The 21,870-nt window shown below is 40.2% G+C and carries 22 protein-coding genes; 19 read left to right on the top strand and 3 right to left on the bottom strand.

The features are described from left to right. Nucleotides 1–86 precede the first annotated feature (86 nt). From BLV55_RS06435 to BLV55_RS06490, 12 genes are all read left to right on the top strand, one after another. Nucleotides 87–509: an FMN-binding protein gene (locus BLV55_RS06435; RefSeq protein WP_176968301.1), complete on the top strand. Its 423-nt coding sequence runs from the start codon at nt 87–89 to the stop codon at nt 507–509. 317 nt (nt 510–826) lie between these two features. Further along, nucleotides 827–1,126, top strand: a complete 300-nt coding sequence (locus BLV55_RS06440; protein WP_093312565.1) for a DUF5320 domain-containing protein — start codon at nt 827–829, stop codon at nt 1,124–1,126. Between the two features lie 21 nt (nt 1,127–1,147). Then, complete coding sequence (locus tag BLV55_RS06445) at nt 1,148–1,513, top strand: DUF134 domain-containing protein (RefSeq protein WP_093312567.1); 366 nt, start codon at nt 1,148–1,150, stop codon at nt 1,511–1,513. A 23-nt stretch (nt 1,514–1,536) separates the two neighbouring features. Next, complete coding sequence (locus BLV55_RS06450) at nt 1,537–1,905, top strand: NifB/NifX family molybdenum-iron cluster-binding protein (protein WP_093312569.1); 369 nt, start codon at nt 1,537–1,539, stop codon at nt 1,903–1,905. Further along, nucleotides 1,874–2,761, top strand: coding sequence for a nucleotide-binding protein (locus BLV55_RS06455; protein ID WP_242870057.1), 888 nt, complete (start codon nt 1,874–1,876; stop codon nt 2,759–2,761). The genes BLV55_RS06450 and BLV55_RS06455 overlap by 32 nt, the downstream gene beginning before the upstream one ends. Beyond that, the gene (locus BLV55_RS06460) at nt 2,739–3,617 is read left to right on the top strand and encodes an ATP-binding protein (RefSeq protein ID WP_093312573.1); all 879 of its coding nucleotides are present in this window, start codon (nt 2,739–2,741) and stop codon (nt 3,615–3,617) included. Before BLV55_RS06455 ends, BLV55_RS06460 begins: the two co-directional genes overlap by 23 nt. A gap of 14 nt (nt 3,618–3,631) precedes the next feature. Further along, nucleotides 3,632–4,459, top strand: coding sequence for an Mrp/NBP35 family ATP-binding protein (locus BLV55_RS06465; RefSeq protein ID WP_093312575.1), 828 nt, complete (start codon nt 3,632–3,634; stop codon nt 4,457–4,459). Beyond that, nucleotides 4,456–4,815: a NifB/NifX family molybdenum-iron cluster-binding protein gene (locus BLV55_RS06470; RefSeq protein ID WP_093312578.1), complete on the top strand. Its 360-nt coding sequence runs from the start codon at nt 4,456–4,458 to the stop codon at nt 4,813–4,815. Before BLV55_RS06465 ends, BLV55_RS06470 begins: the two co-directional genes overlap by 4 nt. Before the next feature lie 26 nt (nt 4,816–4,841). Beyond that, nucleotides 4,842–5,324, top strand: coding sequence for a Fur family transcriptional regulator (locus BLV55_RS06475; RefSeq protein WP_176968302.1), 483 nt, complete (start codon nt 4,842–4,844; stop codon nt 5,322–5,324). Between the two features lie 69 nt (nt 5,325–5,393). Beyond that, nucleotides 5,394–6,161, top strand: a complete 768-nt coding sequence (aroD, locus tag BLV55_RS06480; protein ID WP_330386582.1) for a type I 3-dehydroquinate dehydratase — start codon at nt 5,394–5,396, stop codon at nt 6,159–6,161. Nucleotides 6,162–6,414: 253 nt separating this feature from the next. Continuing rightward, the gene (locus tag BLV55_RS06485; RefSeq protein ID WP_207646041.1) at nt 6,415–7,056 is read left to right on the top strand and encodes a Pr6Pr family membrane protein; all 642 of its coding nucleotides are present in this window, start codon (nt 6,415–6,417) and stop codon (nt 7,054–7,056) included. A gap of 1 nt (nt 7,057) precedes the next feature. Then, the gene (locus BLV55_RS06490; RefSeq protein WP_242870058.1) at nt 7,058–7,408 is read left to right on the top strand and encodes a response regulator; all 351 of its coding nucleotides are present in this window, start codon (nt 7,058–7,060) and stop codon (nt 7,406–7,408) included. Between the two features lie 19 nt (nt 7,409–7,427). Here the strand turns inward: BLV55_RS06490 and BLV55_RS06495 are convergent, their stop codons facing one another. Beyond that, complete coding sequence (locus tag BLV55_RS06495; RefSeq protein WP_093312590.1) at nt 7,428–8,342, bottom strand: DMT family transporter; 915 nt, start codon at nt 8,340–8,342, stop codon at nt 7,428–7,430. A gap of 171 nt (nt 8,343–8,513) precedes the next feature. On the opposite strand from BLV55_RS06495, the gene BLV55_RS06500 reads away from it, so the two are divergent. Next, on the top strand, nt 8,514–11,090 hold the full coding sequence (locus BLV55_RS06500; RefSeq protein ID WP_176968303.1) for a hybrid sensor histidine kinase/response regulator: 2,577 nt from the start codon (nt 8,514–8,516) through the stop codon (nt 11,088–11,090). Here the strand turns inward: BLV55_RS06500 and BLV55_RS06505 are convergent. Beyond that, nucleotides 11,077–12,225, bottom strand: a complete 1,149-nt coding sequence (locus BLV55_RS06505; RefSeq protein WP_176968304.1) for an MFS transporter — start codon at nt 12,223–12,225, stop codon at nt 11,077–11,079. The genes BLV55_RS06500 and BLV55_RS06505 overlap by 14 nt on opposite strands. A gap of 117 nt (nt 12,226–12,342) precedes the next feature. Between BLV55_RS06505 and BLV55_RS06510 the strand changes: the two genes are divergently transcribed. From BLV55_RS06510 to iadA, 6 genes are all read left to right on the top strand, one after another. Then, nucleotides 12,343–13,608, top strand: coding sequence for a TraB/GumN family protein (locus BLV55_RS06510; RefSeq protein WP_207646042.1), 1,266 nt, complete (start codon nt 12,343–12,345; stop codon nt 13,606–13,608). Nucleotides 13,609–13,727: 119 nt separating this feature from the next. Then, nucleotides 13,728–15,752, top strand: a complete 2,025-nt coding sequence (locus BLV55_RS06515) for a sigma 54-interacting transcriptional regulator (RefSeq protein ID WP_093312596.1) — start codon at nt 13,728–13,730, stop codon at nt 15,750–15,752. 296 nt (nt 15,753–16,048) lie between these two features. Then, nucleotides 16,049–17,446, top strand: a complete 1,398-nt coding sequence (gene dcuC / locus BLV55_RS06520) for a C4-dicarboxylate transporter DcuC (RefSeq protein WP_093312598.1) — start codon at nt 16,049–16,051, stop codon at nt 17,444–17,446. A 93-nt stretch (nt 17,447–17,539) separates the two neighbouring features. Beyond that, the gene (locus tag BLV55_RS06525) at nt 17,540–18,670 is read left to right on the top strand and encodes a M20 family metallopeptidase (RefSeq protein ID WP_093312601.1); all 1,131 of its coding nucleotides are present in this window, start codon (nt 17,540–17,542) and stop codon (nt 18,668–18,670) included. 25 nt (nt 18,671–18,695) lie between these two features. Next, the gene (locus tag BLV55_RS06530; RefSeq protein ID WP_093312603.1) at nt 18,696–19,790 is read left to right on the top strand and encodes a dipeptide epimerase; all 1,095 of its coding nucleotides are present in this window, start codon (nt 18,696–18,698) and stop codon (nt 19,788–19,790) included. A gap of 16 nt (nt 19,791–19,806) precedes the next feature. Continuing rightward, nucleotides 19,807–20,949 (top strand): beta-aspartyl-peptidase, encoded by a 1,143-nt coding sequence (gene iadA / locus BLV55_RS06535; protein WP_093312605.1) that lies wholly within the window; start codon nt 19,807–19,809, stop codon nt 20,947–20,949. Nucleotides 20,950–21,014: 65 nt separating this feature from the next. On the opposite strand, the gene BLV55_RS06540 is transcribed toward iadA, so the two are convergent. Further along, the gene (locus tag BLV55_RS06540; protein WP_093312608.1) at nt 21,015–21,845 is read right to left on the bottom strand and encodes a peptidoglycan-binding domain-containing protein; all 831 of its coding nucleotides are present in this window, start codon (nt 21,843–21,845) and stop codon (nt 21,015–21,017) included. Nucleotides 21,846–21,870 lie beyond the last annotated feature (25 nt).

Consider the following 21,870-nt stretch of genomic DNA (forward strand, 5'->3'; position numbering starts at 1 on the left):
GAAAAAAGTTGTTTAGTTAGTAAGGTTTTTAGTAATGTGAAATTTACTCGTTCAACTGAAAGAGAGATGAAATGGAGGAAGTAATCGTGTCGAAAAAGAAGAAAAGAAATTGGAAGAAAAGGATGCTGATGCTTAGTGGGATATTTGTATGTGCGATGCTTATAGCTAGTCTCATATGGGGAAAGCAGCTCATTGAATTAATGGAATATAGAAACGAAGTAGATGCCATACAGTTATTAGGTATTCAGCTGGATGCTGTGGAGGACGGAATTTATTATGGAGAGAAAGATGCTTTGATGGTGAAAGCAGAAGTGATGGTGAAAGTAGAAGGGCAAAAGATTCGTGACATCACATTGGAGCATACCCATGGAAGAGGGGAAGCGGCAGAAGTCTTAGCAGATAAAGTGATAGAAAAACAAGATACAGCAATCGACACAATCTCTGGAGCAACAGCAAGTAGTAAGGTTATTCTGAAATCCATCGAAAATGCTTTGATGGTGAATAAGTAACTAAAAAGAACGATACGCTTACAGGCAGAAATTCATCTTTTTAACCTCTCTCGTACAGTACACTCTTTTACCCTTAATGACTATTACTTAATTCTAAAGTATCAATGACAAAGGCGTTTCGTGCCTTTGTCATTTTTATCTTAGCACACCTGAAAAGCCTGGTGTAATCCTGGAGGGTTTCAGTGAAAAATAGAAAAAAACCGGAAAGTTATTGACATATGTCTAATAAGGCGTATAATGAAATTATAGATGACATATGTCAATTATGAAATCGCCTCACCAAAAGTTAGAGGTATTGATCAAAGGAGGAATGAAAAATGCCAGGAAGAGATGGAACAGGCCCAATAGGAAGAGGAGAAGCTACTGGTAGAGGAATGGGATTTTGTATGACGCCGGGAAGATGGAGTGGTTGCAGAAGGCCCCGACGCGGATATGGGCGTGGCATTAGAGCAGGGGCTAAATTAGGATTTGGACGTGGTGAGGAGTTTTGCCGCCCGATCCTTACAGAAGCAGAAGAAAAAGAATGGTTGAAACGGGAAAAAGAAATGCTAAAAGAAGAGCTTAAATCTATCGAACAGACTCTTGGAGGTCAGTTTGACGAAATAGATGGAAAATAATTGATAAGAAGAGGTGAGGTTATGCCCAGACCCCACAAGTGGAGAAAAGTTTGCGGACTGCCGGAAAGTGATTCCTTTGGTCCGCAGACCGACTCATTACGGTCAAAGAAAACAATTGTGATGTCAGTGGAAGAGTATGAAACTATTCGACTCATTGATGTGGAAGGATTAAATCAGGAAGCATGCGCGAAGCAAATGGATGTTGCCAGGACAACCGTGCAGAAGATCTATAATGATGCCAGAAAAAAAGTGGGGGAAACCCTGGTTTATGGTTATAAGCTAAAAATAGAAGGTGGAAAATATCAGTTGTGCGAAGGGGTGGAAGCTTTAGCCGGTTGCGGTCGATGCCGTCGACGGAGGCATGGTAACAAAGAATCATTATTATAACGAGAAAGGGCAGGTGGATAGAGATGAAAATTGCCGTACCATCAGAACACCAGACATTGAATGCAGAGGTTTGTCCTTCTTTTGGAAGGGCTCCCTTTTATGTGATTTATGACAGCGAGAATAAAACAACGGATTATCTTCAGAATACAGCGGCGGGAAGCCAGGGAGGCGCCGGGGTGCAGGCGGCTCAGTTCATCGTGGATCAACAGGTGGAAGCCATCATTACTCCGCGTTGCGGCAAAAATGCGGCAGCTGTGGTGCAAGAAGCCGGGATAAAATTATATCGATCCATCAGCGGATCCATTGAAAACAATCTAAAAGCTTTTGAAGAACAGCGATTATCCTTACTGGAGGAAATACATGCCGGATTCCATCGTCATGGGGGACGATAAAATGAAAATCGCCGTTTTAAGCGGAAAAGGCGGAGCTGGAAAAACCCTGGTGGCCATAAATTTGGCTGTGACAGCAGAAAAAGGGATATATGCCGACTGTGATGTGGAAGAACCCAATGGGCACCTGTTTTTTAAGCCAAAAAAATGCGATTCGGAATCTGTGGAAGTAACCATTCCTGTCATCGATACTGAAAAATGTACCGCATGTCGTCAGTGTGTTGATTTTTGCCGATTTAATGCGTTGGCCATGATTGCCGGAAAGGTGATGCTTTTTGAAGAAATTTGCCATTCTTGCGGTGGTTGCCAGCTGGTGTGTCCGGAAAAAGCCATTCATGAAAGAAAACGAAGCATAGGGACGGTTCAGTCGGGTCATGATGGGGAAATAAAGGTGCTAACAGGAATTTTGAATACCGGGGAAGCAGCAGGCGTTCCCATCATCAAAGAAATTCTGAAAAAAATTCCTGCCAAAGGGAATGTCTTTATCGACTGTCCGCCAGGAAGTGCCTGCAGTGTAATGGAGAGCATCCAGGAAGCTGACTTTTGCCTGCTGGTGGCTGAACCTACTATATTTGGACGGGATAATCTTGCGATGATTCATGAACTGGTTACACTATTTGACAAGCCAGCCGGATTGCTTCTGAACAAGGTGACCGATGGTGAAAATCCTTCTCAAATGTATGGCTTGGAACATCATTTACCGATCATGGGAAAAATCCCTTACGATCGTGAGCTTTCAACTGTTAATGCAGCTGGAAACATCGTATCTCGTGAAATATCCAAATACGAAGTGTTTTTCCGGGAACTGCTTCAGCGGATAGAAAAGGAGGCATCCCATGAAACAAGTACTGGTGCTTAGTGGCAAAGGAGGAACCGGAAAAACCAGCATTGTGGCAGCGCTTATTCATTTGATGAAGGCGAAGGCTTACGCTGATTGTGACGTGGATGCACCGAATCTTCATTTATTGATGAAGCCAGAGGATCAAGGAGATCGTAAAGATTTTTACGGCCTTCAAAAGGCGGTTATTCACCGGGAGAAATGTACGCAGTGTGATTCTTGTAGGCAACACTGCCGGTTTGAAGCAATTCGCAAATCATCGGACTATGTGGTGGATACATTTGCCTGTGAAGGTTGCGGGGTGTGCCAATGGATTTGCCCTTCGGACGCCATCACCATGGAGCCGGTAAAAGCCGGCGATCTGAAAAGACACTGGAAACCAACTCTTTTTTCAACGGCGCAGCTTCGAATGGGAAGCGGAAACTCCGGTTTATTGGTAACAGAAGTGAAAAAACGCATGAAAGAAGGAACAGAAATGCTTTCAGAAAAGGTTCCTATCACCCTGATCGATGGTTCCCCAGGAATTGGTTGTCCTGTAATTGCTTCCATTACCGGTGTCGATCTGGTGTTGATTGTAGCAGAACCGTCTGTTTCAGGGATCAGTGATATGAAGCGTGTGATAGAGACAGCCATGGGCTTGAATGCGCAATTGGCTGTCTGTATCAATCAGTGGGATAACAGTCCGGAGCATTCACAAGAGATAAGGGATTTTTGTGATGAACATCGCGTACCCTTGTTGGGAGAAGTTCCCTATGATCCGACAGTGGTTGATTTGGTTAATCGAGGCCTAAGCATGGCAGAGGAAGATGGTGCCGCAGGGAAAGCTGTGGAGGCGATACATGAAAAATTGATGCAAATAATAAGCTTTGAAAAGTGACAGGAGGCATAAAGATGAGCAAGTCAAAAGAAGAAAAAGAAGCTATTGATTTTACTGAAACGTTAATGGATTTTACAGCAAAGCTTAATGAAAAGAGTAAGATTAAAAAAGTGATCGGAGTAGTGAGTGGGAAAGGAGGGGTTGGAAAATCATTAGTGACGTCTATGCTGGCATCAGAAATGAGTAGACGTGGATATCAAACAGGGATCATGGATGCTGACATCACAGGCCCCTCTATTCCTAAATCCTTTGGAATAAAAAAGAAAGCTTTTGCCACAGAGGCTGGTATGATGCCGGTTGAAACAAAAGGAGGCATTAAAGTAATGTCCATCAACCTCTTACTTCAACAAGACACTGATCCGGTGGTGTGGCGTGGTCCACTAGTAGGTGGAACGGTTAAACAGTTTTGGACAGATGTTGTCTGGGGGGACTTAGATTATTTATTTATTGACATGCCGCCTGGAACGGGAGATGTTCCTTTGACTGTCTTTCAATCAATTCAGGTTGATGGAATTGTGATCATTACTTCACCGCAGGAATTGGTTTCGTTGATTGTTTCAAAAGCGGTGAAAATGGCACGTACAATGAATATTCCAATTCTTGGCGTAATAGAAAATATGGCTTACTATCAGTGCCATGAGTGCGGTACACGGCACACTATTTTTGGCGAAAGTCATATTGATACGGTTGCTAAAGAATATGGGCTTGAGCTATTAGCGCGAATACCAATTAATACGGAAATAGCGGAAGGATGCGATTCTGGAAACATTGAAACAATAGAAACGGATTATTTCCACAGGACGATTTCTAAAATTGAAAACAGAAAGGAGCCAATAGCATGAGAATAGCCGTTGCAAGTGATGGGAAATTGGTATCAGGTCATTTCGGACACTGTGAAGGGTTTCATATTTTTGAAACAGATGGTAAAAAAATTTTAGAAGGAAAAATGATCCCGAATCCTGGGCATCGTCCTGGATTTTTGCCAAAATACTTGAATGAACTGGATATTAACGTTGTTATCTCCGGAGGTATGGGAGGCGGAGCTATCGATATTTTTCAGGAAAAAGGGATTCAGGTTGTAACGGGAGCAACAGGAGAAGCATTGCGTGCGGCTGAGAAATTTCTGGAAGGTTCTCTGGACCCGGGCATTTCTGTTTGCCAGCAGCATCAGCATCATGACGAATGTGGAGGTCATTAATTCAGCTGTTACTGGGAGGTGAAGCCTTGTCTTTTGAAGTGGAAGAAAAAGTAGATGAAATCAAATCGCTATTAAAAAAGAAGGGCTATAAAAATACGATAACCAGAGAAGAAGTGATCCGGGTATTTGTGGAGGTCCAGGAACATTTGAAGCCGGAAGAAGTTTATCAACGGATTAAAGGAGAAGGGGTAAGCCTCCCAACCGTGTATCGATGTGTTGAACTGCTCAAAAAAACGGGTGTCATCAAAGAAATACACATAAAAGACGGGCGTTTCTATGAGTTGCATATGTTTAGCAAAAAAAAGCTGCACATTCATTTTCAGTGTCATCAATGCCAAAAAATAAAAGAGTATGATGATCGATATATTTTCAAAGAAATACTACGACAAAAGGAGCATATTGAAGAAAATTATCAGGATATTATTAACGATATCACCATTATTACGAAGGGAACTTGCAAAGAGTGTAATGATAAGCATAATATTTTGCCAACACAAATGAGTATGTGATATAATAAGCCGATAATTCTGAAAGCATTCCTGTTGGATGTTTTGAAAGGGATGAGGCGGTTGGACAACGTGGTGAAAGTTAAAGGGGTCAAGATTGGTGAAGGTGCTCCCAAAATTTGTGTTCCCATGGTAGGGATGCATGAAGAGGAATTGTTGGAAGAGGCAAAAATGATTAAAGGGCTGCCTTGTGACTTAGTAGAATGGAGGGCAGACTTTTTTCAGCAAGTTATGGACCTGGAACGAGTGAAGATAACCTTAGAGAGCATTAGGGGAATACTACCGGAGCTTCCGATTATTTTTACTTTTCGGAACAAGCGTGAAGGCGGTCATCAAGAAATAACATCTTACTACTACCAAAAGCTGAACGAAACCGTGATGGAAGCCGGCCAAGTGGATCTGGTGGATGTGGAACTGTTCAGTGATGCAGAGCTGGTTGAAAATCTGGTGAAGGCAGGGAAAAGAAACAAAGTAGCTCTTATTATTTCCAATCACGATTTTCAAAAAACGCCACCGGTAGAAGAAATGACCCGTCGAATGCTGAAAGCAATAGATGCAGGTGGTGACATTGCCAAAATAGCTGTTATGCCGGCATGTGCTGCGGATGTGCTGGCGTTGCAGGAGGCAACCAGACAAATGAAAGAAGACTATGGGAAGGGCCCGCTTATCACAATGGCGATGGGAGGACTTGGTTTGATTACCAGACTTTCTGGAGAAACCTTTGGGTCTGCCTTAACCTTTGGTGCTGCTAATCAAACATCTGCTCCGGGACAAATTGCCGTTAAAGAACTACGGCCAATTATTGAGCTACTGCATGATAAAATGAAAAAAAGCGAATGATTTTCCTTGGAAAAGCCTGAAAAGCTGGAGAAGCTCTCGGGTTTTTCTGCTTTCATAAGCAGTTTTTTAGTTTCGGTTGGATTTTAAGAGGTAAGAAGACGTTTTGGGGTAAATATGATATGAAATAGGAGATTGGGATAGCTATTTGTTTAAAATGCTTTTTCTGATGGAAAGGATTAGGTAAATGGCAGAGCAGAAAAAAAGATTTCTAAGAATTTTCAGGTGGTCTTATGCCCTTTTAGGAGCATTGACGTTGCTTCTAAGTTATCTTTTTATGATGAATGGGGTGCATCATCAATATGGACCTGTAAAAGCTTTTGTGCATGTTTTTCGACTTTTTACGAATCAAAGTAATTTATTGGTTGTTTTGTGGGCCTTTTTAGAGTTAAAGAGGACAAATCAGAAAAAAGAGTTGGAGTTTTCTTATATGCCTGGAACATTTCGGGGTGGCTTAGTTGTGTATATTTTTATGACCTTTTTAGTGTATCATCTTTTTCTTAGAAATACGTATACAGTTACAGGGCCAAGTGTTATCATTAATGGTGTTACGCATTATATCATTCCGGCAGCCTATATATTGGACTGGTATTTAACGGAAAAACGACAAATCTATCGATTTACCCATATTTTCTTTTGGATGCTTTACCCTCTGGGCTATTTGGTGATAGGCATTTCCTATGGAAAGATCACAGGAAGCTTTCCTTATGAATATCTTAACTGGCATTTAGAAGGATTAAGCTATATAATAGGTTATGGGACAATAATCATAATGTGTTTTATTGCTGTCAGTATCCTGTGTGTATGCATAAATCGACAAACCTTGTTTAAGAGGAAAAATGTGAAGAGCAGGAACTTGATATCTCCTCAAAAGGAAGGCAAGCAAAGGGGCAATTAGGATGAGAGTGTTAATTGTAGATGACGCAACGATTCTTCGGAAACTAATCAGAATGACTTTAGAAGAAATAGGGCACGAAGTGGTTGGAGAAGCAGAGAATGGGTTTAAGGCGGTGTTGAAATGTGCCGATTTGAAACCGGATGTCATTTTTTTGGACATAACAATGCCTGAGATGGATGGTTTAACAGCCATTCCAAAACTTATTGAAAAAAATCCATCTGTAAAGATTGTGGTTTGTAGTGCCTTGGGTCAGAAAGCAATGATTATACAGGCGATTAAAAGCGGAGCGGTTAATTTTATTGTTAAACCTTTTGAAAAAGAGACGATTAAAAAGGTGATGCAAGTGATCTAACCAACGATCTGCAAGAAAATTAACGATCAGCTTCTATTCCTAAAACCTCCGGTTCGGGAAGGGATTTTTTTAGATTCACTTCAACCATCAGAATAGCAACGAAAATAAGGGCGCATCCAAAGAGCATCGCTATGGTCATTTCTTCTTGCAACAACCAGACTCCTAAAACAGCTGCAAAAACAGATTCTAAAGACATGATAATGGAAGCGTGTGAGGAAGTCGTGTGTTTTTGGGCGACTGTTTGAACAGTAAAACAGCCAAAGGTTGAAACAACTGCCATATAAACAATTGCAATCCAGGCGCGGGAAGGCAGGGATGCAGGCATAGGTTCAAAAATAAGAGCGGCTCCAATGAACCACAGGGCGGCTACTGAAATCTGAATAAAAGCAACCTTGAAAACATGAATGGTTTTAGTATAGTATTCGATGGATAAAATGTGCATAGCAAAAAAAAGAGCGCAAAGTAAGGTTAGCCAATCGCCCTTGTTGAGCGAAAGGGTAGAATCCAGACCGATAAAACCAATGCCAATCAATGTTAAGAAACTTCCGATGAATACCTTCAACGGGGGTCTTTTTTTGTATAATAACCAGTAAAGGAATGGCACCATTATGACGTAAGTGGCGGTTAGGAATCCTTGTTTAGAAGCAGTAGTGTATTGAAGTCCGACGGTTTGCGCAGCAAAAGCTAGAAAAAGAATAGTTCCGACAACCGAACTATTTCGAAATTCTTGTATGGAAATTTTTCCAATCCAGCGGTGTAAAGAAACATAGACAACAACGGCGGCTAGTGTAAAACGAAAAGCCATTAAATACATAGGCGTTAGACTGTTCAGTGCATCTTTGACAGCAACAAAGCCTCCACCCCATGCAAAAGCAACAAAAAGAAGGCTTAGATCTGCCGCGTATTTTTTTTGTTTGGCGGTTAATGAGTTCATAAAAAGTCTCCTTAAAGTTTGTTAAAGTTCATTTTGATATAGCCCGATACTACTACTATAGCAGAGGAAAGCGCCGAGGAAAAGAGGAAAAAGAAAGAATCAACAGACGAAAAGGTAGATAAGGGAAGTTTTAGGGGATCGCCTTGTTGGATGGGAAGGAAGAAGGGTAAGATGAAAACAATAAACAATAAAGGTTGTGGGTGTCTTATGATAGAAAACAGTGAACAAAGCCTAATCGGTAAGGTGGTAAAATTAGAGAAAAAAGTAAAGGAAATGGAAACAAATTCTTTTATTTCATCGGAGGAGACACCTTATTTTGAAGCTGTAAAAGAAATAGTAAATGGATCAAAAGAAATAAGCATGCAATTACAACAGTTTTACCATATTATTGACGGATTGGATTATCCATTTTATCTGATTGAGGCGAATACTTTTCGGGTGTTGCTGGCAAATAAGAAGGCAATGGGAGACAGGAAATCCCTTCTGGAAGAAGGGATTTCTTGTCATGAGTTAACGCATGACCGTCTGAAACCATGTGACCCAAAGGATCATCCATGTGCTTTATTGGAAGTGTTAGAAAAAAAGAAGGCTGTAAAGCTAGAACATAAACATAAGAACGTAGATGAAACGATACAGGACGTTGAAGTGCATGCTCATCCCATTTTTAATGCTGATGGGGAAATACATCAAGTTCTGGAATATGTTTTAGATATTACAGAACGAAAGAAAACAGAAGAGGAACTGGAAAAAAGAGAAGCATTACTCAGAGCTTCTCAAAAGATAACAAAAACCGGTGCCTGGGAATGGGATCTAGAGAAAAAAACCATGTATTGGACAGAAGAAACCTATCTGATTCATGGGATGGAGCGGGAAGAACTGATGCCAGGATCGCCGGAACATATTGAAAAGAGCATGCAGGGCTATGAGCGTGATGATATACCCAAAATTGCCGACGCTTTTAGAAAATGTTGTAATCAAGGCAAAGCATATGATATGGAACTGCCTTACACAAGATCAGATGGGGAAAAAATATGGATTCGAACTACGGCTGAACCAGTGATTGAAGAGGGTAAGGTTAAAAAAGTAATTGGAACTTTTGTGGATATTACACAAAGAAAAGAGACGGAGCTGGCGTTAAAAATTGCTAAAGAAGAAGCAGAAAAAGCAAATGATGCTAAGTCGAGATTTTTAGCCAATATGAGTCACGAAATTCGCAATCCCATGAATGCTATTATTGGATTGACGCATTTATTATTAAAAAAAGAAAACGATGTGTCCTTACATCATGAATACTTGCAGAAAATAAGTGCGGTTTCCAAGTCTTTAATGAACTTGATTAACGACATTTTAGACTTTTCAAAAATTGAAGCTGGAGAAATGACCTTAGAAAATCAATCTTTTAACTTGGAAGATGTGATGGAACAGGTAAAGACTGTCAGTATGACGGCGGCAAAAGAGAAAGGGATACCATTGCTGGTTGATGTAGAAGCTGGTACACCGGTGATACTAACCGGCGACGCTTTTCGCCTGGAGCAGATCTTAACAAACCTGGTAAGCAACGCCATTAAATTTACAGAAAAAGGAAAAGTAAGTTTACATGTGCGGGCGGAAGGTTTATTGGAAGAAGGGAAAGAAAAAATAGTATTTACTATTTCGGATACAGGGATAGGAATGACAAAAATACAGGCAGAAAACTTATTTAAGCCTTATCAGCAGGCAGAGGTAACGACAAGTCGTCGTTATGGTGGAACTGGTTTGGGTTTGGCGATTTCCAGATACCTGGTAGAACAAATGGGAGGAATGTTAACGGTAAGAAGTGCATTGGGGGTAGGGAGCACCTTCACCTGTGCGATCACCTTTAAGATGGCAGAAGAGAGAGAAAAGCCTTATGGAAAAGCTGTAAAAAAAATGCCAATAGAACCTGATACCGTTGAAGAATCACTACTTAAAGGAAAGAGAATCTTGGTGGTAGACGATGATGAAGTGAATCAATTGGTAGCTAAAGGAATTATGAAAGAATGGGGAATAGAAACAGAGGTAGCTTCTGATGGAGAAACCGCTATTCAAAAAGTGGAAGAAAAGGAATACCATGCGGTTTTAATGGATTTGCGTATGCATAAAATGAATGGATTAATAGCCGTTCGGAAAATGAGACATACCAAATCAAAAGAAGCATTGCCGGTGATTGCGATGACGGCAGATGCGATGGAAGAAGATCGAAAAAAAACTTTGGCGGCAGGGATGAATGATCATTTAACAAAACCTATCGATCCTCAAAAATTATTTGAATTATTACTTTATTGGACTAGCGAAAAGGCGGTCAGTCCAAAAGAGGAAAAAGAGGATTGCGAACAGGAAAAAGCACAGATAAGTGAGGGATGCTCAAAAGAAATCATTCCTGGAATTTCTATAAGTGAAGGGGTTGAAAGGTTTTTAGGCGATGAAGCTTTGTTTATGCAAATACTGGAGCATACATGGAAACATTGGAAAGAGATGAATGATAAAATAAAAACAGCGTATCAGAGAAAAGATAATTCCTTACTAAAGGTGCAGGTGCATAAAATAAAAGGAACTTCCGGGAATATTAGTGCAAACAGATTGTATCATGCTGCTGCCGAACTGGAAAGTAACCTACTGAAAAACCAATTAGTACATCTGGACCTTTATTACAAAGAGTTTCAAGCAGCAATGGAAGAAGTGATGATTGGATTGGAAGTTTTATTTAATAATCAGCCTAGTGAGAAGTAGGGTTTGAAAACGTTAATGCAAACATCCATAGGGCAAGGAGAAAAACGATCAAGCCTGTCCAGAAAAATGCCATGGCTAAGCTTGTAAACCCTGCTACAAAGCCAACGGCCAGAGAAGTAAAAGCGATGGAAAAGTCGATAACACTTTCCTGAAGGGATAAAACGGATCCTCGTGTATTCATGGATGAAAGGTCTACCAGCCATGCGGAAAGTACAGAAAGGCCAGCGTTAAATCCAATGCCGGATAAAATACTGCTTAAAACGAATAGCGGAAATTGTCCGATCTCTATCCATAATAACAAGGCAACGCCTGTACCCAAAAGCATGATAGCGGGCCAGGCAACTTTTGCCCGCCCTAATCGGTCAGAAAGCGTGCCGGAAAGAACCGTAAAAAACAGACTGGAGAGAGCGAAAAAAGTAAAGTAAATACCCGGATTGCTGATAGTTGTTACTCTAGAAACATGGATAGCAACAAAAGAAACAAGGGCTCCATAGCACATAGAAGTTATTCCAATTCCTAAATAGACAGGTTGATATTTTTTTGTTCGAATAATTTTTATCATAGGATGCATACCTTCGACAGGGGGTTCTTCTGTCAGACTGGGAAAGCGAATTCCTAAAAGAACAAGAACAGAAAGAATGCCCATGAAGGTGCACAGTAAGAACCAAGTATGGTAGCCGTGTTTTCCGGCAACATGCATGGAAGCGGCTGGGCCGGTTAAAAAAGAAAGAGTACTGACAATGCGATAAACAGCCATGTAAAAACCAAGTTTGTGTAAAGGAGCCATGTCAGCAACCGCCGAAATAGCACTGGAGATAAAAGCGGCAAAACCAATGCCCTGGAAAATACGGATAATTGTAATGGCAGTCAGGCTATGGCTGAAATAATAAAAAAAAGACGTGATCGTGTAGATAGAAAGACCAATCAATAAAGGGATCTTTCGGCCGACCCGATCGGTTAAAGGTCCAAAATAAAAGCGGAAAAGAATAGCGACACCATAAAAAAGAGCTGCTTGAAAGCCAGCAAAAAACTCCGTTCCGCCCAAGTCTATGATATATAGCGGTAAGAGAGTAAAAGTAGAATTAAAAATCGTCATCATTAGAATCGTAACGACATACATCAGCCAAAGATTCACTATTATATGGCCTCCTTGGGAGTAATTCCTGATAAAGTATCTACAAGTGCCTGTTCTTATGATACAATTATGCCATAAACCCGATGGCTTTGAAACCATCAAAAAGGAAGGGAAAAAATGATAGAAGAGACAATAGAAAAAGAAATCAGGGAGAAAAAAACAGAAGTTTCTTTTGAAGAAACATTGCAAGACGTGATAGAAAATCCTCCCATAGATGATGAAAACATTACACGTTTTTTTCTGGAAGAAAAAGAAATTATTTTGATTGGAACGGCTCATGTATCAAAAAAAAGTGCTGAACAAGTCAAAGAAGTGATTGACTATGAAAAGCCGGACGCTGTATGCGTAGAGTTGGATCAGCAGCGATACCAATCCATTCTTGCTGGAAATAAATGGAAAGAAACGGATATTTTCAAGATTATCAAAGAAAAAAAATCAACATTATTGCTGGTCAATTTAATGATATCTTCGTTTCAAAAGCGGATGGCGAAACAATTTGGAGTGAAACCTGGTCAGGAGATGATTCAGGGAATCGAATCGGCAAAAGAAAATGGAGCTAAGCTGGTACTAGCGGATCGCAACATTCAGGTTACTTTTTCAAGAGTATGGCGAGGTTTAGGGATCAAAGGAAAAGCACAATTAATGCTACAGATTTTTTTCAGTTTGTTCGAAGGAGAAGACATTACAGAAGAAGAACTGGAAAAATTAAAATCAAAAGATATGTTGAACGCCATGCTAAAAGAATTTACAGAAGCATTTCCCCGACTTAAGACACCTTTGATTGATGAAAGAGATCAGTACCTGGCACAGAAAATAAAAACGGCTCCTGGTGAAAAAATTATTGCTGTACTGGGTGCGGCTCATGTTCCGGGAATCAAAGAACAAATTCATTATGAACATGATTTAAAAGCGTTATCCCGAGTTCCTAAAAAGAAAAAAAGTGCAAGCATCATTCCTTGGTTGATTCCTGCGATTATAGTAGGGGTCATAGGATACACTTTTTACCTGAATATTGATGCGGGAATTCAGCAGTCCATTACATGGATTTTATGGAATGGAAGTTTTTCAGCTCTGGGAGCAGCCCTTGCTTTTGGTCACCCACTTACCATCTTATCAGCTTTCCTAGCGGCACCTTTAAGTTCCCTTAATCCAATGTTGGCCGCTGGATGGGCCGCTGGTATTGTAGAAGCAGTTCTTCGGAAACCGAATGTTCAGGATTTTGAAGATTTGACAGAGGATCTGCTTAGTTTCAAGGGGTTCTGGAGAAACAAAGTAACAAGAATACTGTTGGTAGTTGCTTTAACAAATATAGGAAGCAGCGTCGGAACCTTAATTGGTGGCGCTAATGTGATTCGCCTGTTTTTAGAAACCATTGGCATGTGATTTTCTTTGATGCTTGAGTGAGCATTAGCCCTTCGTATAAGAAATACCGGAGGGTTTTTTTATGATGTTTATAAATAGGATTCTTAGTGGGGGCGGTCATCAGATAAAGGAGGAGAAGGATGAAAAAAGTTGCCTTAATTACTATTGGAAAACCAACATCAAAGGTTATTAAAGAACAGTTGGAAAGTTTATTTGCTGATAAGATGTTAGTGGAAACATATTTGTTGTCGCAGAAAAAAGAAATACTTTCAGCTGATGTAGATCTTTTTCTTTATACAAAAGGATGTATTCGGTACCTGTTAATAGAAGAAGAACAGATACGAAAGCCATATATTGAAACAGAACGAGTGATTAATCATAAGAATATAAAAGAAATCATTTCAATTCCTAAAAAAACAGACGTATTACTGGTAAATGATTCTCAGCGAACAGCTTATGAGGCAATTCAACAGCTGGAACTAATCGGGTTGGACCATGTTTCTTATCATCCTTTTTATCCAGGTTGCCGAAAAATGATAGAAGCGAGCATTGCCGTTACGCCTGGCGAAACTCATTTAATTCCTGCCGAAGTAGAAAAAGTGATTGATCTTGGGAGTCGGATTTTAGATATTAGTACGATCCATGAAATTATTTTTTCTTTAGAATTAGAGGAAAAATTTGAAAAAAGTTGTTTAACGGAATATTTAAGAAATATTGTGGAAATATCCAAACTAATCGATGAGAGTCGACAAGATGCACAGGAATCAGAAAAACTTCTGGAACGCATTGTAAATAGTATTGAGCATGGTATTGCCTATATAGGTGAAAATGGTCATATTATCAATGTGAATACAAACTTTGAAAAAATAATCAATAGGGACAAAAGCGAAGTCATTGGTAAAGAAATTTCGATATTAATGGAAATACCAAACAATACTTTGAAAGACCAAATTACTTGGATCACAGAGGTTAACGGAGTTGAGATGCTGGTCGATGTCCAAAAGATTCATTTTGATTATCGATCCGGACACTTAATGACGATCCAATACACAGATAGGATTTCAAAGTTAGGCCATCGGATTCGACGAAATCAAGAGAAGAAAATCAAACAACAACTACACACTTTCGAAGATTACTTAACCCAAAACCTGGCGACAAAGCAAATGCTGGGAAAGGCAAAAAAATTTTCAGAAACGGATGCGACCATTTTAATTCAAGGAGAAAATGGGACAGGGAAAGAAATCTTAGCGCAAGCTATCCATAGTGCTTCGCGGCGTCGAAAAGGAGCCTTTGTACCCGTTAATATTGGCGCATTAACACCAACTTTACTGGAAAGTGAACTCTTTGGATATGAAGAAGGCTCTTTTACTGGCGCCTTAAAAGGCGGGAAAATGGGCATTTTTGAAATCGCCAGTGGTGGGACGGTGTTTATTGACGAAATCGGTGATGCACCGCTGGATTTTCAGGTTAAGCTGCTAAGGGTGCTTGAAGAGAAGAAAATAAGAAGAGTAGGGGCTATGGAGGAAATACCAGTAGATGTTCGTGTAATAGCAGCAACAAACAAGGATTTATTAGAACTGGTAGATAAGGAAGTTTTTCGTGAGGATTTGTTTTTTAGATTAAATATTTTGCCATTAAATACGATCCCTTTACGGGAACGGCAAGAAGACATTCACTATTTGCTAAAAATATTTGTAGAACAAAAATTTGAGGAAGAAACAGATTTTTTGGAGATATTTGACGACAAGGTAATTGAGCAACTTATCAACTACCAATGGCGCGGAAATGTGAGAGAGCTCATTAACTTAGTGGAGTATCTTTCGCTTACCTATGATGGACATTCGATACAGTGTCATGAGTTGCACCCACATATGTTAAAAGATTCAGGTTCTGCCAACCACATGAAAGAGGATACTATTTTCTTAGAGAAAAATGCTTTGTGGATTTTATCGACTCTAGAGGCTAGTGCACCGGAATCTTTAGGAAGAACAGCGCTTCGAGATCTTGCGGTAAAAGAAGGATACAGTCTTGGAGAAGGGAAAATACGACGTTTATTAAAAGAGTTGGAGACTAAGGCATTGATTATTTCTAAAGGATCTAAAAAAGGTTACGGAATGACACCTTTAGGAAAAACGGTTTTAGAATGCCATATGAAAAGAAGCTAATGCACAAAGATGGATATAAGCAACCTATATTGGATAAAAAAAGCCGATACTGATTGTTTGGTAGCGGCTATTTTTTTTAGTGAGACGGTAATAAAAAGATAAAATAAAGAGTTATATCTTGCGAATACTGGAAAAGTGGAAGGTGAAAATATTCGAAATAAAAACACACAAGAATTGGCACAGGTGTTGCATATACATAAGAACAAGAAATGAAATCGAGAGGGGGAATATTGTTGGAGTGCATGTAAGAAAAGCGGAATCATAATAACCTTAATTGTTCAAAAGGAGGAAGTTGGATGTTTGGTGTTATCATTGCATTAGTCATTACTGGTTTTGTAGCAAGGTTAATCTTAAAGAAGTATAAACCACAGCCTGTCTTAATGATGGGTGGCATGCTTTTAATGAGTTTAGCGATTATCTTAGGAACAGGTGAAATTGTTGCTGAGGATTCTAGTACTGGATTTATTTGGTTTGATATCTTTGAGTTTATGAAAAATACATTTAGTAATCGGGCTGGTGGACTGGGGCTGATTATTATATCGGTGGCTGGCTTTGCACGTTATATGGACCATACGGGAGCCAGTAAAGCATTGGTTAGTCTCACTATAAAACCCCTTCAAGCCCTAAATAAACCTTATTTAGTACTTGCGCTAGGGTATATCGTTGGACAAATATTAAATATCTTTGTGCCGAGCGCATCAGGTGTTGGACTTTTATTGATGGTTACCATGTATCCATTGCTTATAAGTCTTGGTGTCAGCAAGCTAGCCGCGACAGCTATGATTGGAACGACAGCCTGTATGGATCTGGGGCCTGCATCAGGAAATGCTAACTTGGCGGCAGCGACAGCTGAGCTGGATGTGGCGATCTATTTTGCACAGTATCAGGTGCCTGTAGCGATAGCTGTTGCAATAACTATTGCAGTGCTACATTATTTTACACAAAAAAGATTTGATCAGAAAGCAGGGCATGATGCTTTGCAAGCAGCAGCAGCAGCGAAAGAAGAAGTTGAAAGATTAAGGAAGCACGAAGGAACCGTGGAGGAAGATATGCCACCCATGATCTACGCCATCTTACCTCTCATTCCATTGGTACTTATTTTTACCTTTAGCAGCATGGTGATTGATACAATCAATATGCATGTAGTGACAGCGATGTTGATTAGCTTGTTTATTAGTATGGTGTTTGAATTTATTCGGCATAAAAATGCGGAAAGTGTACTTTCTAGTATTATGGTATTCTTTGATGCGATGGGTACTTCTTTTGCCCGTGTAGTAACGTTAATTATTGCAGGCGAAACTTTCGCTCGTGGACTGACTAGTATTGGAGCTATCGATACGGTTATTAATGCTTCGCAAGATGCTGGGTTTGGTCCGGTGCTGATGATTCTTATTATGACAGCTATCATTGCCGCCTCCGCTGTTGTGATGGGTTCTGGGAATGCGCCTTTCTTTGCATTTGCCGCATTAGCCCCGGATGTATCCACGCAGGTAGGCATTCCGGCTGTAGTCATGTTGCTGCCGATGCAGTTTGCAGCTAGTATTGCCAGAAGTGTTTCGCCTATTACAGCAGTTATTGTAGCAGTAGCAGGGGTGTCTGATGTTAACCCGGTAGATGTGGTTAAAAGAACGGCCGTTCCGATGGCAGGTGCACTTATAGTAACAATCATAATGAATTTTATTTTATTTTTGTAACTCTTTTAGAAAAGGCCAAAGATTTGGAAGGGGACAAGAGGATAGCAAAAAACTCTTGTCCTTTTTTAGAAAAGCAAAGTGGGAGGAATAAGGATGCAACTAAACATTGAAAAATACCTGGAAGAATTGGAATACCTGGTGAATATAGACAGTGGAAGCAAATATCCGAAAGGCACAGGGAAAGTAGCTGATTTCTTTGTAAAGAAATATAAAGAGATAGGCTGGGAAGTGGAAGAAATAAAACTTAGTGATGAAGCAGGACCGATTCTTAAAATAAACAACAAAAAAAATAGTGATCAATATGATGTATTACTGCTAGGGCATATGGATACAGTTTTTCCTGTAGGAGAAGCGAAAAAAAGGCCATTTATGATAGAAGGAAATAAAGCCTTTGGACCAGGTGTGAATGATATGAAAAACGGTCTTTTGGCCATGTATTATAGCATTGAACATTTACAAGAAAGCGAAAAGCTTAGAAATACTTCTGTTTGCGTTCTTTTAAATAGTGATGAAGAGATAAGCTCGCGCTACTCAAACACCATGATCAGGGAAGAAGCCAAGAAGTCTGCCTGCGTATTTGTTTTAGAACCAGCCCGAGCTGATGGTTCTATGGTTAATGAAAGAAAAGGTGTTGGTCGATATTTCATTGAGTTTAAGGGTAGAGCCGTCCATGCCGGTGTTGAGCCGGAAAAAGGAATCAGTGCCATTGAAGAATTGGGAAACTGGATTATTAAACTTCAACAATTAACAAACTTTGAAACAGGAACAACGGTTAATGTCGGCGTTATTTCAGGAGGAACAGTTGCTAATGTCGTTGCAGAAAAAGCAAGTGCCGAGGTGGATCTCCGATTCAAGAACACAGAAGAAGCTGAAAAAGTGGATCGAACCATACGTAAAATGCAACAGGATCCTTTTGTAAAAGGTGTTGAGGTAGAAGTAAGAGGCGGCGTGACAAGACCCCCAATGAATCCAAGTCGAGAAACCCTAAGGTTATGTGAAAAAATATCAGCAATAGCCGAAGAATTGAAAATTGAAACAAGATGGATTACTACAGGAGGTGGATCTGACGGAAGTCTGACAGCTGATGAAGGTGTGGTAACCATTGATGCTATTGGGCCTGTTGGCGGCGGTTCTCATGGGGCGGGAGAGTATATTTTACTTGATTCAATAGAGCCAAGAATGCAGCTATTAATAAAAAGCCTGGAACTTGTTTTGAAAAGATAAAATGATCATCAAAGGAGGGGGAAGAGTGAAAATAAAAGATATTCAGTTTGGGATAATGGAGATCCCACTTAAAAAGCCTTTTAAGACCGCTTTGAGAACAGCGAATGTGTTAAGCAATGTTGTTGTGATGATTGAAACGGATACGGGGAACCAAGGCTATGGCGAAGCACCACCGACCGGAGTTATCACGGGAGATACGCAAGGCTCCATAATAGGAGCTATCCGTGAACATATAAAAAAGAGCCTAATAGATAGAGATATTGCTGATATTGAAAATAATATGGTGTTACTGAATCATTCCATTCTTGGAAACACCAGTGCAAAAGCAGCTCTAGATATGGCGCTTTATGATTTGTATGCACAAGTATACCAGGCGCCACTTTATCAAATTCTTGGAGGTTGTCGCTCGGAATTGATAACAGATAAGACCATTAGCGTTAATGAGCCTGAAGAAATGGTAAAAGATAGTTTGGAAACTGTACAGGAAGGCTACCGAACCCTAAAAGTAAAAGTAGGGAAAAACATCAAACTAGATCTAAACCGATTAGATAAAATCCGAAAAACCGTTGGTGACAACATAAAATTAAGGCTGGATGCCAATCAGGGATGGTCTGTAAAAGAAGCTATTGCGGCCATTAAAAAGATGGAAGAGAGAGGCTTTAATATTGAATTTGTAGAACAACCAGTTAAAGCCGGTGATATAGAAGGTTTGAAAAAAGTAACAGATAGCGTGACCACCCCTATTATGGCAGATGAGAGTGTTTTTTCGCCGGAAGAAGCCTTGCATTTACTACAAAATCGTGCAACGGATATGATCAATATCAAGCTTATGAAGGCTGGTGGCATCCACAATGCTCTTAAAATATGCGCCATTGCAGAAACTTCAGGAGTAGAATGCATGGTGGGGTGCATGCTGGAAAGTAAAATAGCTGTGACAGCGGCAGCACATTTAGCGGCAGCAAAAAAAGTGGTTACCAAAGTAGATTTAGACAGTCCTTTGTTATGTGCAGAAGATCCGATATCGGGAGGGATAATCTATGAAAAAGACAAGATTATACTCCCGGAAGCGATAGGATTAGGACTTGGAAAAATAAAAGGAATTGGGTGGAAATCTTTCTGAGAGGCTGGTGAAGATAATGCTGTTAATAAAAAATGCAGATCTTTATGATCCGGAAAAGAAAGGTATTCAAGACATTTTGATTGCCCAAGGGAAGATCGAATTAGTAGATAAGGAAATACAGCCTAGCGAAAAATACATGCAAGTGATGGATGCGAAAGGCAAAAAAATATTTCCTGGATTTATTGATCAGCACGTCCATATTACTGGAGGTGGTGGTGAAGGTGGTTTTGAAACCAAAGTGCCTGAAATTTCACTGTCCAAGCTAATTGTTACAGGAACAACAACCGTAGTAGGGCTTCTGGGAACAGATGCTTCCACCAGGAATATCGAAAGTTTAATTGCAAAGGCAAAAGCTTTGAACAAGGAAGGAGTCACCGCTTATGCTGTAACAGGTTCCTATGAATATCCAACCGTAACCTTGACAGAATCAGTCCGAAAAGATATAGCTTTTATTCAAGAGGTAATTGGTGCTAAAGTTGCTTTCTCTGACCATCGGTCATCGGAAATATCAGAAAAAGAACTTGCAAGACTAGCTTCGGATGTTCGTGTAGCAGGGATGATTTCTGGAAAGGCAGGAATTCTGGTGGTTCATATGGGGAATGGGAACGAAGGAATGGAACCGATCATAAAAATCCTAGAAACAACCGATATCCCTATCACAACGATTCGGCCAACACATGTAAACCGCAAGAAAGAATTATTAGAACAGGCGCTTTCTTTTGCAAAATCTGGAGGGATTATTGATCTTACGTGTGGGTTGCATAAAGAAAATCCTCCTGCGAAGGTCATTAGGAGAGCAAAAGAAATGGGGATTGCACCAGAAAATATTCTGCTAAGTTCTGATGGATATGGAAGCTGGTCTCATTATGATGAATATGGAAATATGATAGACATTGGTATTTCGGAAGTAAGTTCTCTTTATGAAGAATTTCAGCAAATGGTAATGAAAGAAAAATATTGCATCCATGAAGCACTTCCTCATTTTACAAGCTATGTAGCGAAAGCTCTGAAAATAAATGAGTTTAAGGGAAGCGTTAAGCCGGGGAAGGATGCTGACTTGATGGTTGTGGATGAGAAATTAAGAATTGAAACCGTTATTGCTAGGGGTGAAGTGATGATGAAAGAGAACAAGATAATAAAAAGTGGAACCTATGAATAAAAAAGCCCTGCTCTTTGCAAACGAAGAGCAGGGCTTTTTTAGACCGAATAGGGTATAGCATGGAATTAACTACCGGAACGATAAGCCCTCTCGACAGTTCTTTGGTGATCAGAACAAGTGGAGTTACTTCCGTGAGTGCGGCTTCCTTGGAAATGAATATCCATATGACCGTCCATTCCATTGCCATGAACAGCATTTAAGTTTGTGCCTCTTCCAAATCCGCCACTTCGGTTATTAACCGTTTCGTTTGTAGGAAGTCCATCCACACCAGCATGAGGCATTGGAGCTAGAGAGGCGGCAATTCGATGACCTTTTATTTCCACAATAACTGGTCGACGTTCCCAGCTCCAGCTTCCACCGATGGCTTCTCTTAAAATACGAGTGTCTTCTTTTGTAAGGGTTTCAACATCAGCATGATTTCTGCCATAGGTGCGCTGTACATTAAAGCGTAATCCAGTAGCCACATCGGTGATCACTGCATTTTCTCCACGATTCCACAAAGGCTTCACTTCGTCAAACCAAGAAAGCATTTTCACTGAGGACTCTCTACTGCGTTGACTTCCCCTGGAAACGGTTTGTTTCTCATCGCTAGTAGTTGCTAGGTTTTGTACTGTTCTAAGGGTTGTTGGACCGGCTAAACCATCAACCACTAAGCCGTGGGATTTCTGAAAATCTTTGACGGCTTCTTTGGTAAGCGAACCGAAATAACCGGTAGGTGCAACGTGAAAAAAGCCGAGGGTGCTTAGATCCTTTTGTAGGGTTAGGACATCGTGATTCTCCATTTCATAGCGAAGAACAACGCCTTCTGAATAAGCATATACAGGTGTGAGTGATATAACGGCTATGGTCAGCAGTATAAGAACACTCAAAGTTCCAATTGATTTTTTGGGGAACATAGTAGACCTCCTGAATGATTTTTTG

The sequence above is a fragment of the Tindallia californiensis genome, from assembly GCF_900107405.1.
In the GTDB taxonomy this organism is placed as follows: Bacteria; Bacillota; Clostridia; order Peptostreptococcales; family Tindalliaceae; genus Tindallia; species Tindallia californiensis.

What these genes read in the sequence shown, in the direction of transcription:
- BLV55_RS06440 (WP_093312565.1), top strand. Translation starts at nt 827, where the DNA reads ATGCCAGGAAGAGATGGAACAGGCCCAATAGGAAGAGGAGAAGCTACT.
- BLV55_RS06445 (WP_093312567.1), top strand. Translation starts at nt 1,148, where the DNA reads ATGCCCAGACCCCACAAGTGGAGAAAAGTTTGCGGACTGCCGGAAAGT.
- BLV55_RS06450 (WP_093312569.1), top strand. Translation starts at nt 1,537, where the DNA reads ATGAAAATTGCCGTACCATCAGAACACCAGACATTGAATGCAGAGGTT.
- BLV55_RS06455 (WP_242870057.1), top strand. Translation starts at nt 1,874, where the DNA reads ATGCCGGATTCCATCGTCATGGGGGACGATAAAATGAAAATCGCCGTT.
- BLV55_RS06460 (WP_093312573.1), top strand. Translation starts at nt 2,739, where the DNA reads ATGAAACAAGTACTGGTGCTTAGTGGCAAAGGAGGAACCGGAAAAACC.
- BLV55_RS06465 (WP_093312575.1), top strand. Translation starts at nt 3,632, where the DNA reads ATGAGCAAGTCAAAAGAAGAAAAAGAAGCTATTGATTTTACTGAAACG.
- BLV55_RS06470 (WP_093312578.1), top strand. Translation starts at nt 4,456, where the DNA reads ATGAGAATAGCCGTTGCAAGTGATGGGAAATTGGTATCAGGTCATTTC.
- BLV55_RS06490 (WP_242870058.1), top strand. Translation starts at nt 7,058, where the DNA reads ATGAGAGTGTTAATTGTAGATGACGCAACGATTCTTCGGAAACTAATC.
- BLV55_RS06495 (WP_093312590.1), bottom strand. Translation starts at nt 8,342, where the DNA reads ATGAACTCATTAACCGCCAAACAAAAAAAATACGCGGCAGATCTAAGC.
- BLV55_RS06500 (WP_176968303.1), top strand. Translation starts at nt 8,514, where the DNA reads ATGAAAACAATAAACAATAAAGGTTGTGGGTGTCTTATGATAGAAAAC.
- BLV55_RS06510 (WP_207646042.1), top strand. Translation starts at nt 12,343, where the DNA reads ATGATAGAAGAGACAATAGAAAAAGAAATCAGGGAGAAAAAAACAGAA.
- BLV55_RS06515 (WP_093312596.1), top strand. Translation starts at nt 13,728, where the DNA reads ATGAAAAAAGTTGCCTTAATTACTATTGGAAAACCAACATCAAAGGTT.
- dcuC (WP_093312598.1), top strand. Translation starts at nt 16,049, where the DNA reads ATGTTTGGTGTTATCATTGCATTAGTCATTACTGGTTTTGTAGCAAGG.
- BLV55_RS06525 (WP_093312601.1), top strand. Translation starts at nt 17,540, where the DNA reads ATGCAACTAAACATTGAAAAATACCTGGAAGAATTGGAATACCTGGTG.
- iadA (WP_093312605.1), top strand. Translation starts at nt 19,807, where the DNA reads ATGCTGTTAATAAAAAATGCAGATCTTTATGATCCGGAAAAGAAAGGT.
- BLV55_RS06540 (WP_093312608.1), bottom strand. Translation starts at nt 21,845, where the DNA reads ATGTTCCCCAAAAAATCAATTGGAACTTTGAGTGTTCTTATACTGCTG.